We start from the raw sequence: 16,336 nt of genomic DNA, 5'->3' as shown, positions 1-16,336 counted from the left end.
TCAATCTTGTTTTGCGTAGCCGCATCTGCGGCTACGCCCAAATAACTTAACCTTTAACACCACCAGCCGTTAACCCGCCGACCAACCAACGTTGGGCCATTAGGAACACTAGCGTGATAGGGAATCCAGACAATACTGCTGCGGCGGCGAAATCGCCCCACAAGTAGTTTTGCGGATAGAGATATTGTTGAGCACCTACTGCAAGCGTGAGTTTATCTACGTCTTGCATCAATACAGAGGCCATTGGCACTTCAGTAATTACCCCAATAAACGCGAGGATAAATACTACTGCCAAAATAGGTACAGAAAGCGGTAACAATACCAATCTAAACGCTTGCCATGGAGTTGCGCCGTCAATAGCCGCAGACTCTTCAAGCGCAGGGTCAATAGTTTCGAAGTACCCTTTAATCGTCCACACGTGCAGTGCGATACCACCAAGGTAAGCGAAAATAAGACCACCATGAGTGTTTAGACCCAACCAAGGAATGTATTCACCAATCTTGTTGAACAAGGCATAAATTGCTACCAAGGCCAATACAGATGGGAACATTTGGAAAATTAACATACCGTTAAGAATGGTTGCTTTACCCTTAAAACGCATACGCGCAAACGCGTAAGCACTTGTAGTAGATAAGGCCACAATTAACAGTGCTGAAATACCCGCAACTTTAATTGAGTTCCACAACCAAGTTAGTACAGGGAATGGTGGTGGTGTCAAAGAACCATCTGGGTTTACAACTGTAATCCCTAAGGCTAAACGCCAGTGGTCCAGAGTTGGGTTAGATGGAATAAGTTCGCCTACCGCAAAGTTACCAGTACGGAACGAAATAGTAATAACCATCAATAATGGGAATATAATCAAACATAGAAATAAACATAACACTACGTGAGTAGCTAGTTTTCTATATTTCAATGACTTAGCTTGAACCATTGCCATAGTAGCTTCTCCTTATGCCTTGTCAGCTTTAGTTAATTTCAAGTTAATCAAGGCAAGCGCACCAACCACTAAGAAGATTAGCGTTGCAATTGCACTGGCGAGACCGTAATCCTGACCACCATCGCCTTGGAAGGCAATACGGTAGGTATAACTTACGAGTAAGTCAGTTGTACCTGCAGGAGTAGAAGCACCGATAATGTCTGGACCACCATTGGTTAACAACTGAATCAATACAAAGTTGTTAAAGTTAAAGGCAAAAGAGGCTACCAACAACGGGGTTAGAGGCTTCATCAGCAGTGGTACAGTAATGTTGAAGAAATTATTGATTGGACCTGCGCCATCCATTGCTGAAGCTTCATACAAATCTTCAGGGATAGACTTAAGCATACCTAAACATAAGATCATCATGTACGGATAACCTAACCAAGTATTCACGATTAGAATCATCGATTTGGCCATAACAGGATCGGTAAACCAATCCGGCTTAATACCAAATAGCGATTCCAAAATACCGTTAATTTCACCAAAGTTTTGGTTAAATAAACCTTTGAATACCAAGATAGAGATAAAGGCAGGGATAGCGTAAGGAAGAATTAGAACCACGCGATAAATAGCGCGCCCTTTAAGCTCTTCCCACTGAATTAGACAAGCTAACACCATACCAATAGCCAAGGTAAAGGCTACTGAAGCGGCAGCAAAAATAACTGTCCAAATAAAGATTTCGATAAACGGTTCTTTAATACCTTTGTCGGTAGCAACGCGCTCAAAGTTTTTCCAGCCTACTTTAACTGTAAAACCCGGAGCAAGGCGATCACCAACAAACTCACCGTCGCCATCGATATACTGAAAATAACCCGTTTCCATATTTGGCAACATTAATTCGCCAGTTTGGTTATTTCGTAAGATAGAAGGACCTGGAAGAATAGCGCCACTTTCTTTAAGAACTACACCGTCAGCGAGACGAGTGTATAGAGGCTTCATCGCTGAGAATTTGCGCAGGCCATTCATAACCAGTTCATCACCGTTAGGGGTAACAAGAACGATATTATTGAAAAATTGGCGATGCGAGATAATTTCTTTTATCGGCGCGATAGCACTAGTAGGCAAAGCATCTACTTGTTTAAGCCTAAAACGTTCAGTTTCAAGCGTAAGCCGTTTAGTACGAACATCGGCGTTAGAGATAACTTCAACAGGAGAAGTGACAAAAAGATCTTCATCTTGTGAGAGTGCCAAGATGTATTTACCTTCAGCCGCTTGATGCAACTGAAAAGCAAATGAACCACCTTTAGCCATGTAGGTTTTTTGGGTATGCAATTGCTCAACACGTTCCAACGATAACAAGTTTGTTCCGCTGTAGTTGGTAAATGCAATACCAATGGTATACGCCAAGGGAAAGATGATAAAGACCACCATTCCGGCAATACCGGGGAAGATATATCGGTGCGCATACATTTTTTTAGTAGTAAAAACATACACACCAGTAGAAACAACAACAAGGGTGAGCAATGCAAATGCATATTCACCACCTGCATACATCAAAACAATTGCGTAGCCGTTAAGCAATACAATCGCCGTGATCAGCAGCAGTTTTAGCCAAGCATATTTGCCCTGCATAAAACCTGGAGAAGCAGAAAGACCCATCTTATGTACAACCTTTGATTTGACCGAAATTAACTAAGAGGAGGATAGACCAATATCCTCCTCCTAACCGAAATAATATGACCGTATTATTTCGCTATACGACGCGCTGCCGCGTCTAGTGCTTTCTCTAGAGGTTGACGACCACTAGTGATGTTGGTTAGTGATGTTGCCATCGCTGACCAGAATTTACCCATAGCAGCTACGTTAGGCATTGGCTCACCATCTTGAGCGTTTGCGAAAGTTGCAGCGATGCGAGGGTCACTTGAAAGCTCTTCCATGTACGACTTAAGTGCTACAGCACCTAGAGGTACATCGTCATTCACAGATTTCAAGCCTTCATTAGTAACAAGGTAGTTTTCTAAGAACTCTACCGCTAAATCAGCATTTGGTGACGCAGAGTTAATTGCACCCGCTAATACACCAACCATTGGCTTAGCTTTGTTACCGTTGATAGTTGGAATGTAAGTTACACCGTAGTTGATGCCACTTTTTTCCATGTTATCCCAAGCCCAAGGGCCGTTGATAACCATGGCTACTTCGCCTTTGTTGAAGGCAGAATCCATTACACCGTAGTCAGCGCCTTTTGGCATATGACCATTTTCGATTAAATCTTTAATAACTTGAGCGCCCATTTTTGCGCCGTCTGTCGCTACACCGGTGTCTTTAACATTGTAAGAACCGTTTTCGAATTTAAAGATGTAACCACCATTCGCAGCCAATAGAGGCCATGAAAAGTAAGTGTTATTGTAATCCCAAAGGATTGCGTGCTTACCAGACTTTTGTAGTTCGGTGTCTAGTGCAGGAATTTCTTCCCAAGTTTTAGGAGGGTTAGGCACTAAGTCTTTGTTGTAGATAAGACCAATAGCTTCGATAGCAATTGGGTAACCGTAAACTTTGCCATCTAGTGTTACTGCATCCCATGCAAAATCTTCAACTGCTGCTTTTTTCTCTGCGCTTGGCTTAACCTCAGTTAATAGACCTGCGTCAACCCAGTCACCAAAACGGTCGTGAGCCCACAAGAAAATATCAGGACCTGAGCCAGTAGATGCAGCTTGTTGGAATTTACCAGGGGCATCGTCTGGGTGTGCAACACTTACTTTAACACCAGTATCAGCTTCAAAGCGTTTACCTACTTCAGCCAAGCCGTTGTAGCCTTTATCGCCATTTACCCAAATGGTCAATTGGCCTTCTTCAATCGCAGCAAAAGCATTAGATACCATGCCTAAAGAAGCAACCGCTATAGCAGATGCAAGAATTGTCTTTTTCATTAGCCTTTCCTTAACTGTCGTTATGATTATATTTTTAGGTCGCAAGGGTAACTTGCTGGGCTTGATTCTAGCCCATATGGTTGCTTTCGCACATGACTTAGCTCGCACTTTTGAAATTATACTACAAACGGCCAAACCAAGGCCACATGGGCCTTGGGAGGCCACTTAAGCAACAAACAGTGGTAATAAAACAACATTATCAACCATGTTAACGCTTGAAAACCTTTCCATGTGGTAATAAAACTACATTTAAGTTTTTGATAAGCTTTTCAGAGCTCACAATTAACTTATTTGTTATTTTTCAACTGTTCTCTTAAGTTAGGAGGGATCCCGACAATCGTCAATGTATCTGTCGATTCATCGTAAAAAACGCGATCCCCCAACAATTTTTGTTCAAAACTAACCGATACTCCTTTTCCTTGACCAAAACATTTAGCCAGTTTTTTCAGGGCGGTACGGTCAGCTGGAAATTGATCTTCAAGGGGATAGTTTTCAGCCGCAAATTGATAAAAGTCGACATTATCTTCAGCGGTAGGTAAGGCCTTGGCTAATTCTCCTACGATGATTTCCTCACCGTCTTTTAACTGTTGTTCACAGTAAGATTTTACTTCACCTTTATAGGCTAGCTTTTCTTCTTTATCTAATTGCGTTGCTTGGCAGTAATCATCCACCGCTTGCATCAACACTGCATTTTGTACTTTTACATCCAAGCCGTCATCGCACCCCAAATACTCGACAAAAAAATCAGCTATTTTACGCCCAGCCCTGCCTTTAACATAAGAGACATAGCGCTTAGACTCTGGGTTACGTTGCATATCGGTGATATCAATCCTAGCCGCTAATTGAATGGAACTTGTCTCAAGATAACGGCTAGCAGTTAGCTCTAAGCTCTCGTTCACAGCAGGAGAGGTTTTATTCTCGAGCAACATGATTAATAGATATTCACCTGCAACATGTTCATAGTTAGCCAGCAATAACACGCCCTGCTCAATAAACTCATACTTTTTTAGTTCTTCAATTAATACCGTGCCGCTATCGACACTGTATCGATGAAAATCGATGTCTTGGTTTAGTAAAGCATCTAGTTGCGTCTTGAAGGGACTACTATTGTCTTCATTATAAAAGCCAAACCCTTTAGCGGCACGCCCACTGTAATTGAGGTGTAGACTCTCTATTAAGCTAAGTGCAGCTTCACTATGAGCCATCTCGTCGGCGCGAGCTTGTAGGGCAATAGTGCCGTCTTCGGCCAATTCTAATGAATGTAAAATAAGGTGTTTTAATGAAATGCTCATGGTCTCTTACTGTTAGTGTTTACTGACGAGGTGGGTTATTATACGCGTCTTTATCAGTAAATTCTTAGTGAAGTAATGGCAATAATTTCAAAATATTCTAATGAGCAAGTGGAACAATTACTTAATGATGTACTCAAAGTAGTCGACAACCATAATATCACCACAGATTTAGCACTGATGGTGTTAGGTAATGCGACCACATGTTTGATTAATCAGCGGGTTGCGCCTGAACAACGGAAAAAGCTCACTGAAGGTTTTAGCAAGGCGCTTAAAAGTTCGATCAACGAAAAATAATAAAATTGGAAAGGATCCATTAACTCGCAATGGTAAATAACTCAAAACAGTACCGTGACAAAGTGTCTCAACTCATTAGCTGGGGCCATTGGTTTTGTTTGTCTAACATTATTCTAGCCTTAATCGTTGGCTTGCGTTATTTGGTGTTAGCCGCCCCACCTGAAACTTTTTTAGGTCAAAGCTATTTACTGATTAGTTGGATCGGACAGTTTTCTTTTATCGGTTTTGTTATCTTCTTATTGACTCTGTTCCCACTGAGCTTTGTCATTCCGAGTAACCGAACCATGCGTTTTGTCGGCGCACTGATTGCGACTATCGGCATCAGCCTATTAATCGTAGATACCGAGGTATTCGCTACTTTTAACTTGCACTTAAACCCCGCCTTATTGCAACTATTAGTAGATGAGGATCAAAATAGCCAAGCCAACACACTTAACCTGTTGTTTGTTGCAGTGCCGTTCATTTTCTTATTAGAGTTATGGTTAGCTAGGTTGTGTTGGAAGTACTTACGGAGACTAGAACATAAGCACCTAGGTGTGCCTGTCGCTGCTCTATTGTTTGTATGTTTTTTACTTACCCATTTTATTCACGCATGGGCTGATGCCACTAACTATCGGGTGGTCACCCAACAGAAAAACAACTATCCCCTATTCTACCCTCTCACCGCGCGTAGCTTTTTACAGCAACAGGGCATTTTTGATGTCGATGCCTATTACCAACAAGTAAAAGCTAGAGAGTTAAAACAACAAGGCGAGCTGCGTTACCCCATTTCACCCATCAAATATGGCAATGTTGAGCAACGCTATAATCTAATGGTAGTGGTGGTTGAAGGCCTACGTTGGGATATGCTCAATCAGCAAGCGATGCCGAATAGTTGGCGACAAGCTAAAAGCTCTAGTCAATTTTTTAGCCATTTCAGCGGCAGCAACAAACCTCAAGAAGGTTTATTTAGCTTACTGTATGGGCTCCCAACGACTTACTGGCCAACCGTTAAGTCTTCACATCAAAGCCCGGTGTTAATCTCTGCCTTGCAAGACAATAATTATCAAATAGAGTTATTTAGCAGCCGCGGCTTAAACCACCCCGAGCTGGCAAGCACTAGCTTCTCGGCAGTCAACAGCCTTGATATGACGTCTTCATTAGGAGGAGCAAAAGGGGATGAGCGAGCCATACAAGAGTGGCTTATGTGGCAACAAAGCCAGTATTCGCAACTGCCTTGGTTTAATTTTTTGTATCTTAATGGCGTCGCTAATTTTGACAACGGAAATGAGCATCAAGCAAAAATAACGACTGATAGCCTAGGCCCTTTGTACCTTGAAGCCGCTCAGAACTTAGATAAGCAATTAGCGGAAGTATACCAACAGTTGGCTCAAACCGGTCAATTGGAGCGCACGGTGCTTATAGTGACATCTGATTACGGCACTCAGCTAAACGATAACAATAGTAATTACTGGGGTAACAACAGTAATTTCAGTCGCTACCAAACCCAAGTGCCGATGTTCATTCATTGGCCGAATAAAGCTCCGAGTTTACACCATGGTGATACTAGTCATAACGATTTAGTACCCACCATCTTAGAGGGGCTATTCGCTGTTTCTTCAAAGAGTTCCAATTACAGTACTGGCCAGAATATCTTTAGAAAACGTAAGCGCGATTGGCTATTAATTGGCAACCAAGAGCAACAAGCGGTGGTTCAGAGTAATCAAATAACCTTGTTTAATGACACTGGAAGCTACCAAGTGTTTGATCGTGACTTAGAACCCAGTAATGCGCAAGTTTCAGTGCCTATGCTGGTGCAAGTTTTAAATGAATTAAACCGTTTTTATCAGCCGCAGCAATAATTTGCTCAATCCATGAGCACTTGGCCTTGAAAACACAGCTAACGTATTGACACAGGTGGTATAGCTAAGTAAATTCATTTCCTATTCGGGGTATAGCGCAGCTTGGTAGCGCATTTGTCTGGGGGACAAAGGGTCGCAGGTTCAAATCCTGCTACTCCGACCAATTTAGAAAAACCTATAGCTTATTCAGCTATAGGTTTTTTTTTACTCTGACGAAGACGGTGTAATACTGTCCGAGAGTCAAACACCCGAGGGTTTGCTAAGTGGTAATGTCACCCGATGGTTTTACATTCTTAAAGCTGCTTCTTGGTTTGTTAGCGCCGTCGAACCTGAATACATTTTTATCAACATCTCGGTGAATCGTAATGTCGATATAAGTGGTTTGATTAGCCGCGCACACCTGATCGATAGCCATTCCCTCAGAGCGAAACTGAGTATTTTGATAAAAAGAAAACCCTTTATTTGGCCTCGCCATCACTTGAATACCAAAACAGTTGTCTTTGATTTTAGACATTTTCTCAGCATCGATGTAATACACTAAGCTATGAGTATTGCTATTCATTTGCTTATCAACAAAGAAACCTTCAGGCAATTGATGCGGTTTGTACCCTTTACCTGCTAACAACAGGATATCGTAGTCTTGGTTGTTGATATGCTCACCCAATTGGTCTTTCACTCGAATCACCAACATACAATACTTACCGATTACTTGTTTTTTACCTTCAGGAACTTTTGCCTGTTCAATGCGGCTGAACTCGGCCATTTGCTGCCCCCTCTTTTGGTATTCGCTACCAGAATTCACTGTTAAACAAGCCAACACCTGCTCGATAATAATATGGTGATTATTCGAACTGGGTTTATTCGCCATGATGCCCATCTTGTTACCTGAGTGACTAAACTCACTGAACACAGCCATAGGCACAGCAGCGGGTTTTCGTATCGGCTCTATTTCACTGGGAGTTAACCGATAAACTTTACCGCCAACGCCATTTATCTGCTCCTCAGATTGCAGCAAAGCTATATAGCGATAGTTCATATTGGCACCAGCAACACGCACCACCCCATCAGAACCCGATTCAACCAGATAGCCATTTAGAAAGTCGTAAAACTTGCTATCGATTCCTTGACCGATTAGCACAAAAGGAAAAAAGTTATTCTCAGCATTTTGGTAAGACATACTGTTTTCGTTCAGTGCCCACTGCCCCTCACTCCCTAAGGACAACCAATCTAAGACTCGCTGGCCTGGCTCTACTCCAGAAAACCAAGACTTAATCCGCCCTACTCGCTGCTTACCTAATACGGCCAAACTTGAGCCGTGATTGGCTGGCGCGAGCATCACCAAGTGCTGTAATGGCAGTGATGTTAAACCACTGGCCCCGTAGTATTTATCGATCCATGAACGCACGACTGGGCCGCCCGTTGAATGAGTAATACACGAAAAGGGCTGAATGCTGGATTCATTGCCGGGTAAGTCCCGCAAAGCTTGTTCTAACGCTCGGGCTATATCATCCATTGACACTTCATCATGGAAACTGACATATTTCCCCAAATAAATATGGTCAATATCAAGATTGAGATTAGTTGAAGCAGCTTTAGAGACTAGAGATTGTGGTAACTCTCCATAGGTGTTGGTGTGGGTAACACTCCATCCGTGTACAAAAATCAATTTCATATTATTACGTCCATGTGATGAATTGCAGAAATAAGCTAGACTCGGCCAAATGCTAGCCCCAGTTAGCAACAAACAAATTGCAAACTGATTATTATCGATGTTGATAGAGCTTAGATGGAGAGTTAACCGCTGGCAAAGTTAACAAGAACTTTACTTAAAACAATTGGATATCAGTGTATTGATATCTGGACGATTAGTGGTCAATCATGCAAGGCTTAAGGTTGTGGTTTACGAAGATTTATCACCATCGCTTGTATAGATTGAGGGGCATCGGTGCAAAAGCGCTGAACCGTAAGCGCCAGTAAAAAGTTCAGTAGCATGCCAAAGGCGCCGATTCCCTCTGGAGAAATACCGAATAACCAGTTCTCACTCAGGTTGGCGGCTGGATTAACAAACTTAAAGTACACGATGTAACTCAAGGTTACGCTGATACCTAACAGCATGCCACTGATAGCCGCGGTACGGCTTAGTTTGGCAACAAATATCCCTAGAATTATCGCAGGAAATAGTGAGCTAGCAGCAAGACCAAAAGCAATCGCCACGACCTCAGCCACTAAGACTGGAGGGTTAACACCTAAGTACCCAGCCACGATAATAGCTAGCACAGCGCTAATTCGCGCTAACTTTAGCTCTTGTTTATCGGTTAGATTTTTCTGCCAAGTCTGCTTAATAACATCATGAGCAATGGCGCTAGAAATAACCAATAACAGCCCCGCTGCAGTAGACAGTGCTGCCGCTAAACCTCCAGCGGCCACCAGCGCGACCACCCAGTTAGGCAACTGGGCCATTTCGGGGGATGCTAAAACCACAATATCTGGATTTATCACCACTTCGTTACGTTCATCCCCAGAATAAAATAAGCGCCCATCATGATTAATATCCTGCCATTCAACTAAGCCTGACTGCTGCCAATTTACAAACCACTCCGGGCTATATTCAGCCAATACACCTTTATGATCTGAACCATTAATCGACTCGATGATATTTATTTTGGCAAATGCGGCAACGGCCGGCACAGCTGTATAAAGTAAGGCTATAAAAAGCAGCGCGTAACCGGCAGATTTTCGAGCATCATGCACTGTTGAAACAGTTAGGAAACGTACAATAATATGCGGTAAGCCTGCGGTTCCCATCATAAGCGCAGCGGTAATAAAAAAAGTATCTACCAGCGATTTATCACCACGGGTAAAAAGCTCAAACCCTAAATCTTGCGATAGGCCATCCAGCTTATCTAGCAGGTATAATTCTGTACCATTGCTCAAGCTGCTACCTAAGCCTAGCTGCGGGAACACTTGCCCAGTCAACGCAAATGAAGTGAATATGGCGGGAACCAAAAAAGCAAATATGAGCACACAATACTGGGCAACTTGCGTATAGGTAATGCCTTTCATCCCCCCCCATACTGCGTAGACAAAAACGATGGCCATTCCTAATAAAATGCCTAAGTTAACATTTACATCTAAGAAACGCGCAAATACCACGCCTACGCCACGCATTTGCCCAGCCACGTAAATAAAGGAAATAAAAATAGTGCAGGCAACGGCCAGTAAACGAGCGCTTTTACTGTAATAACGCTCTCCAATAAAATCGGCAACGGTATATTGGCCAAAGCCTCTTAAGTAAGGAGCCAAACACAAGGCAAGTAATACATAGCCCCCTGTCCAACCCATTAAATACACCGCTCCGTCATAACCGGCAAATGAAATGATCCCCGCTAATGAAATAAAAGATGCTGCTGACATCCAATCTGCAGCGGTCGCCATGCCATTAGTAACGGGATGTATTTGAGCGTTAGCAATGTAGAAGTCTTGAGGTGATTTGGCCTTCGCCCAAACTGCAATAATCATATAAAGAGTGAAACTAGAGGCGATAAAAATTGATGTCCATGTTTGTATATCCATGCTTTCGCCTATGTCACATCTATACTTCGCTTTGCCACAGCAACTTATTCATGAGTCGCAAAGCCAAACACATAAGTTAATATTTTGTTACATCAAATTAGAGGCTTATTGATAGAAATAAACTTAGACTTTGGTATAGATGAGAGCATCACTAGATGAAATGAGACATCACTTTGGAGAGATCGTGATAACACACTGAAAATTAAGTTAAAAAACCACTGCCACTCAACTAATCCTTTAGTCGAATGTAGATGGGTAATCCTTGAAAACTTAGGGATTTAGCAAAAAAAATGCTCTTGCAATGCAAGAGCTAATGGAAACGTGCTTATATGATACCTCCAACACTACTCCCCTCGATGTAGTGCTCGCCGACCAAAGCTAGAAGGTTCAAGCTACCAACTTAAATTAGCATGTTAAAAGCGAAGGTCAACGCAAAATTTTACATTTTGTTAACTTTTTGTGAGCCGCCTAACATGCATTCAAATCACACAAATTGCGATCTATTTACATATTTACTGCGTAAACAAGATAATTGATGGCTTAACAGCCCAAATATGTTGATTTAGGTCATGAATTGATTTTTATAGCCAGATAAACAACTGTTTACGAAATCAATAAACAGCAAGATTTACAAAAAAAAGGCTTATTTTTTATAAATTTATTTTAACAATGGTATAAGCTTATTTTAACGCTTCATGAAATCTTTTGTTTCCAAATTCTGTCTTTATTAGGGATAGCTTGTTTTAGGAGGCCTAGGCTATGAGTATTTTTGACCACTATCAACAGCGTTACGAGCAAGCTCAGGAAGAAGAGCTATCGCTTGATCAGTTTCTCACTCAATGTAAAGAAAACCCCAGTATTTACGCCAGCGCAGCAGAGCGACTTTTGCATGCCATAGGCGAACCGGAAATGGTAGATACCTCTAAAGACCCCCTTCTGAGCCGATTATTTTCCAATAGAGTTATTGCTCGCTACCCCGCATTTAAAGAATTTTATGGCATGGAAGACAGCATAGAGCAGATAGTCTCTTATCTAAAACACTCTTCTCAAGGCTTAGAAGAGTGCAAGCAAATACTCTATTTACTCGGCCCGGTAGGGGGGGGTAAATCATCGTTAGCTGAAAAACTGAAAGCTTTAATGCAATTAGTTCCTATCTATAGAATTAAGGGCTCTCCGGTTAACGATCATCCGTTCTGTTTATTTGACCCGGACGAAGATGGTGGCATATTGCAAAGTGAATACGGTATTAGCTTACGACACCTTAAAACCATCATGTCGCCTTGGGCCGCCAAGCGATTGAGAGAATATGGCGGTGATATTACACAATTCAAGGTGGTAAAATCCTACCCTTCTATTTTGAATCAAATTGCGGTCGCAAAAACCGAGCCTGGAGATGAAAATAACCAAGATATTTCATCGCTAGTAGGTAAGGTAGATATTCGACAATTAGAGCATTATGCGCAAAATGATCCCGACGCTTATAGCTATTCAGGCGCACTGTGTAGAGCCAACCAGGGTTTGATGGAGTTTGTAGAGATGTTTAAAGCACCCATTAAAGTGCTGCATCCTCTATTAACCGCCACTCAAGAAGGCAACTACAATGGCACAGAAGGATTATCAGCCATTCCTTTCGAGGGTATTATATTGGCTCACTCTAACGAGTCAGAGTGGCAAAGCTTTAAGAATAATAAGAATAACGAAGCATTCTTAGACAGGGTTTATATCGTTAAAGTCCCTTATTGTTTACGAGTCAGTGAAGAAATCAATATTTATCAGAAACTGCTCGATAACAGTGAACTTAACACCGCTAAATGCGCGCCCAGCACTTTAGAGCTGTTGGCGCAATTCACCGTATTATCACGTCTTAAAGATCCTGAAAACTCTAGTATCTACTCGAAGATGCGGGTTTATGATGGCGAAACCCTCAAAGATACCGATCCTAAAGCGAAGTCTTACCAAGAATATCGCGATTTCGCTGGCGTAAATGAAGGAATGGAAGGCTTATCCACGCGTTTTGCATTTAAAATCTTATCGAGAGTGTTTAACTTCGATACCAGTGAGGTAGCAGCAAACCCTGTGCACCTTTTCTATGTATTAGAACAGCAAATAGAACGCGAACAATTTGGTCAAGAAGTCGCCGATCGTTACCTTGAACATTTGAAAGGTTATTTAATCCCCAAATACGTCGACTTTATCGGTAAAGAAATACAAACCGCATACTTAGAGTCTTACTCTGAATATGGGCAAAATATATTCGATCGTTACGTGGTGTATGCCGACTTCTGGATTCAAGACCAAGAGTTTCGAGACCCCGATACGGGGCAGCTGTTTGACCGCGCCGCGCTCAATGCTGAACTAGAAAAAATTGAAAAACCCGCAGGGATCAGTAACCCCAAAGACTTCCGTAATGAAATCGTTAACTTTGTATTGCGTGCTAGAGCAGGAAATGATGGCACCAATCCTAGCTGGACCAGCTATGAGAAACTGCGCACCGTGATTGAGAAGAAAATGTTCTCAAATACCGAAGACTTGTTACCGGTTATTTCTTTTAATGCTAAAACCTCGGCCGATGATCAACAAAAGCACGATGACTTTGTGGCGAGGATGATGGAGAAAGGCTACACCCGTAAACAAGTTCGCTTGTTATCTGAATGGTATTTACGCGTTCGTAAATCTTCATAGATTTGATGGAGGGCGCCTATGGCACATTTTATCGATCGACGTTTGAATGGTAAAAATAAAAGCGCGGTAAATCGCCAGCGCTTTATACGCCGCTATAAAAGCCAAATCAAGCGGGCCGTTAACGATGCGGTTAACCAACGGAGTATTCAAGACTTAGAAAATAGCGAAAGCATTAGCATTCCGCATAAAGACATCACTGAACCCTTTTTTCATCAAGGCGAAGGAGGACACCGCCAACGCACGCTTCCTGGCAACGATCAATTTGGTACCGGTGATAAAATTGAGCGACCACCACAAGGCGAAGGAGGTGGAGGGTCGGGTGATGGCGAAGCCAGCGACCAAGGAGAAGGCACTGAAGAGTTTCAGTTCAACATCTCCAAAGATGAATATCTTGATATTTTATTTGACGATTTAGAGCTGCCAAACCTTCAAGAAACTGATGTTGAAAGCATTGTTGAATACCAAACCTCTAGAGCAGGCTTTACCAATGAAGGTGTGCCAGCCAATATCAATATAGTGCGTTCTTTACAAAACTCTCTCGCACGACGCATCGCCATGGGAGGAGACAAAAGAAGACAACTTAAGCGCTTAGAGCAAGAGCTTGCAGAGAAACAAAGTGATCCACTGATACCTCAATCCCACATTGAGCAATTAAAAGCAGATATCGAACAACTAAAACAACGCTTAGCCAATATTCCGTTCATCGACACGTTTGACCTAAAGTTCAATAACTTCGCTAAACACCCCATACCAAGTAGCCAAGCGGTGATGTTTTGCCTTATGGATGTTTCAGGATCAATGGACCAAGCGACCAAAGACATCGCCAAACGTTTCTATCTGCTACTGTATTTATTCTTAACCCGCAGTTATGAAAAGATCGAAGTGGTATTTATTCGCCACCACACCCAAGCCAAAGAAGTAAACGAACATGAGTTTTTCTATTCCCAAGAAACGGGTGGCACCATCGTATCTAGCGCACTAAACCTAATGGAAAAAATCATCCAAGAGCGCTACCCCCAACAACAGTGGAACATTTACGCCGCCCAAGCTTCTGATGGTGATAATTGGGCAGATGATTCACCCAAGTGTCGCGATTTACTGGAAAACAGTTTACTTCCGTCTAGTCGTTATTATACCTATATTGAAATCACCAGCCGCGCCCACCAAAGCTTATGGCACGAATACGAACAGCTGAGTGAGATATTTAGCAACTTCTCTATTCGTCATGTGAAAAATGCCGATGAAATACTCCCGACCTTTAGAGACCTTTTTAAAAAAACCACGCAGTGAGGCCCACATGAGCAAAACCAAGATGTTGCCCGATGGACCAGATTGGACCTTTGAGATGCTAGAGCTCTACCATCAAGAAATCGCTAAGGTGGCAGAGCACTATAAACTTGATACTTATCCAAACCAAATTGAGGTCATCACCGCCGAGCAGATGATGGACGCCTACTCAAGCGTAGGTATGCCTATTGGTTACCACCATTGGTCTTATGGCAAAAAGTTTATCCAGACAGAACAAACCTATAAACGCGGGCAAATGGGTTTAGCCTATGAGATTGTTATTAATTCAGACCCTTGCATTGCCTACTTAATGGAAGAGAACACCATGCCAATGCAGGCTCTAGTCATCGCCCATGCATGCTTTGGCCACAATAGCTTCTTTAAAAATAACTATTTGTTTAAAACCTGGACAGACGCAAGCTCAATTATTGATTATTTGGTATTTGCTAAAAACTACATCAGCAAGTGTGAAGCACGCCATGGGGTGCAAGCGGTAGAGGATTTACTCGACTCTTGTCATGCACTGATGAACTATGGTGTGGACCGTTATAAGCGCCCTAGCCCAATATCGATGGAAGAAGAAAAGTCTCGCCAAGACGCTCGAGCGGAGTATTTACAGAGCCAGATAAACGAACTTTGGAAAACCATACCAACCAAAGAGAGTCATGACGTACAGCAACGCCAGCGGTTTCCACCCGCTCCAGAGGAAAACATTCTCTACTTTATTGAAAAACATGCGCCGTTATTAGAAACATGGCAACGCGAAGTGGTACGTATAGTTAGAAAAATCAGTCAATACTTTTACCCGCAAAAACAAACCCAAGTGATGAACGAGGGCTGGGCCACATTTTGGCATTACACCATCACTAACCATCTGTTTGATCATGGCCAAGTGAGTGAACGTTTCATACTTGAAATCCTTCACAGCCATACTAGTGTGGTAATGCAACCTGCCTATAACAGCCCGTACTTCAATGGCATCAATCCCTATGCACTAGGCTATGCAATGATGACCGATATACGACGGATTTGCGAAACGCCCACTGATGAAGATCGCCAATGGTTTCCCGATATTGCGGGGAGTGATTGGTTGGAAACTCTGCACTTTGCCATGGCAAATTTCAAAGATGAAAGCTTTATCAGCCAATACTTATCCCCTAAAGTAATCCGAGATTTAAAGCTATTTACACTTGACGATAATGAAAGCAAACCCTACCTAAAAGTAAACGCAATTCATGACGATTCGGGCTATCAAAAAATAAGAGAAGCACTCAGCTCACAATACAATCTCAGTAATATCGAGCCCAACATTCAAGTTTATAATGTTGACCTGCGGGGTGACCGTTCTTTAACCCTTCGTTATGTTCCTCATCAGGGGATCCCCTTAGGTAAAACCAAAGACCAAGTAATCAAACATTTACATCGTTTATGGGGGTTTGACGTTATTCTTGAACAAGTAGACGACAACGGGCTAGCACAAACAATTAGCCGCTGCCCAGTCGTCGACTAATAGTTACAATT

General features: G+C 42.4%; 11 protein-coding genes and 1 tRNA gene. 6 read left to right on the top strand and 6 right to left on the bottom strand.

Features of this window, described 5'->3' with window-relative positions:
- Window positions 1-46 precede the first annotated feature (46 nt).
- The 4 genes from malG to yejK all read right to left on the bottom strand — a co-directional run bounded on the left by malG (window position 47) and on the right by yejK (window position 5,138).
- Entirely contained in the window at window positions 47-937 is an 891-nt protein-coding gene (gene malG / locus M0C34_RS08325; protein ID WP_248715171.1) for a maltose ABC transporter permease MalG, read from the bottom strand.
- A 12-nt stretch (window positions 938-949) separates the two neighbouring features.
- Window positions 950-2,578 carry a maltose ABC transporter permease MalF gene (gene malF, locus M0C34_RS08320; protein WP_248715170.1) on the bottom strand — a complete coding sequence of 543 codons (1,629 nt, stop codon included), beginning with the start codon at window positions 2,576-2,578 and terminating at the stop codon, window positions 950-952.
- A gap of 86 nt (window positions 2,579-2,664) precedes the next feature.
- Window positions 2,665-3,846: a maltose/maltodextrin ABC transporter substrate-binding protein MalE gene (gene malE / locus M0C34_RS08315; protein ID WP_248715169.1), complete on the bottom strand. Its 1,182-nt coding sequence runs from the start codon at window positions 3,844-3,846 to the stop codon at window positions 2,665-2,667.
- 287 nt (window positions 3,847-4,133) lie between these two features.
- Window positions 4,134-5,138, bottom strand: coding sequence for a nucleoid-associated protein YejK (yejK, locus tag M0C34_RS08310; protein ID WP_248715168.1), 1,005 nt, complete (start codon window positions 5,136-5,138; stop codon window positions 4,134-4,136).
- Between the two features lie 75 nt (window positions 5,139-5,213).
- Between yejK and M0C34_RS08305 the strand changes: the two genes are divergently transcribed.
- The 3 genes from M0C34_RS08305 to M0C34_RS08295 all read left to right on the top strand — a co-directional run bounded on the left by M0C34_RS08305 (window position 5,214) and on the right by M0C34_RS08295 (window position 7,436).
- On the top strand, window positions 5,214-5,432 hold the full coding sequence (locus M0C34_RS08305; protein WP_248715167.1) for a YejL family protein: 219 nt from the start codon (window positions 5,214-5,216) through the stop codon (window positions 5,430-5,432).
- Between the two features lie 29 nt (window positions 5,433-5,461).
- Window positions 5,462-7,273, top strand: a complete 1,812-nt coding sequence (locus M0C34_RS08300) for a DUF3413 domain-containing protein (RefSeq protein ID WP_248715166.1) — start codon at window positions 5,462-5,464, stop codon at window positions 7,271-7,273.
- Window positions 7,274-7,359: 86 nt separating this feature from the next.
- A tRNA-Pro gene (locus M0C34_RS08295) sits at window positions 7,360-7,436 on the top strand.
- Window positions 7,437-7,532: 96 nt separating this feature from the next.
- Here M0C34_RS08295 and M0C34_RS08290 read toward each other — a convergent pair.
- A complete protein-coding gene (locus M0C34_RS08290; protein ID WP_248715165.1) occupies window positions 7,533-8,945 on the bottom strand; it encodes an esterase/lipase family protein in 1,413 nt (470 codons plus the stop codon).
- Between the two features lie 215 nt (window positions 8,946-9,160).
- Window positions 9,161-10,846, bottom strand: a complete 1,686-nt coding sequence (locus M0C34_RS08285) for a sodium:solute symporter family protein (protein WP_248715164.1) — start codon at window positions 10,844-10,846, stop codon at window positions 9,161-9,163.
- 759 nt (window positions 10,847-11,605) lie between these two features.
- Between M0C34_RS08285 and M0C34_RS08280 the strand changes: the two genes are divergently transcribed.
- Genes M0C34_RS08280 through M0C34_RS08270 form a run of 3 tightly spaced genes read left to right on the top strand, consistent with a single transcriptional unit; the run spans window position 11,606 to window position 16,325 of the window.
- On the top strand, window positions 11,606-13,528 hold the full coding sequence (locus M0C34_RS08280) for a PrkA family serine protein kinase (protein WP_248715163.1): 1,923 nt from the start codon (window positions 11,606-11,608) through the stop codon (window positions 13,526-13,528).
- An 18-nt stretch (window positions 13,529-13,546) separates the two neighbouring features.
- Window positions 13,547-14,818, top strand: coding sequence for a YeaH/YhbH family protein (locus tag M0C34_RS08275; RefSeq protein WP_248715162.1), 1,272 nt, complete (start codon window positions 13,547-13,549; stop codon window positions 14,816-14,818).
- Between the two features lie 7 nt (window positions 14,819-14,825).
- Window positions 14,826-16,325, top strand: a complete 1,500-nt coding sequence (locus M0C34_RS08270; protein ID WP_248715161.1) for a SpoVR family protein — start codon at window positions 14,826-14,828, stop codon at window positions 16,323-16,325.
- Window positions 16,326-16,336: the final 11 nt, after the last annotated feature.

This window comes from Agarivorans sp. TSD2052 (assembly GCF_023238625.1).
Classification (GTDB): Bacteria; Pseudomonadota; Gammaproteobacteria; order Enterobacterales; family Celerinatantimonadaceae; genus Agarivorans.
Note: the sequence above shows the minus strand (reverse complement) of the source record. Positions and strands in the feature narration are given on the sequence as shown.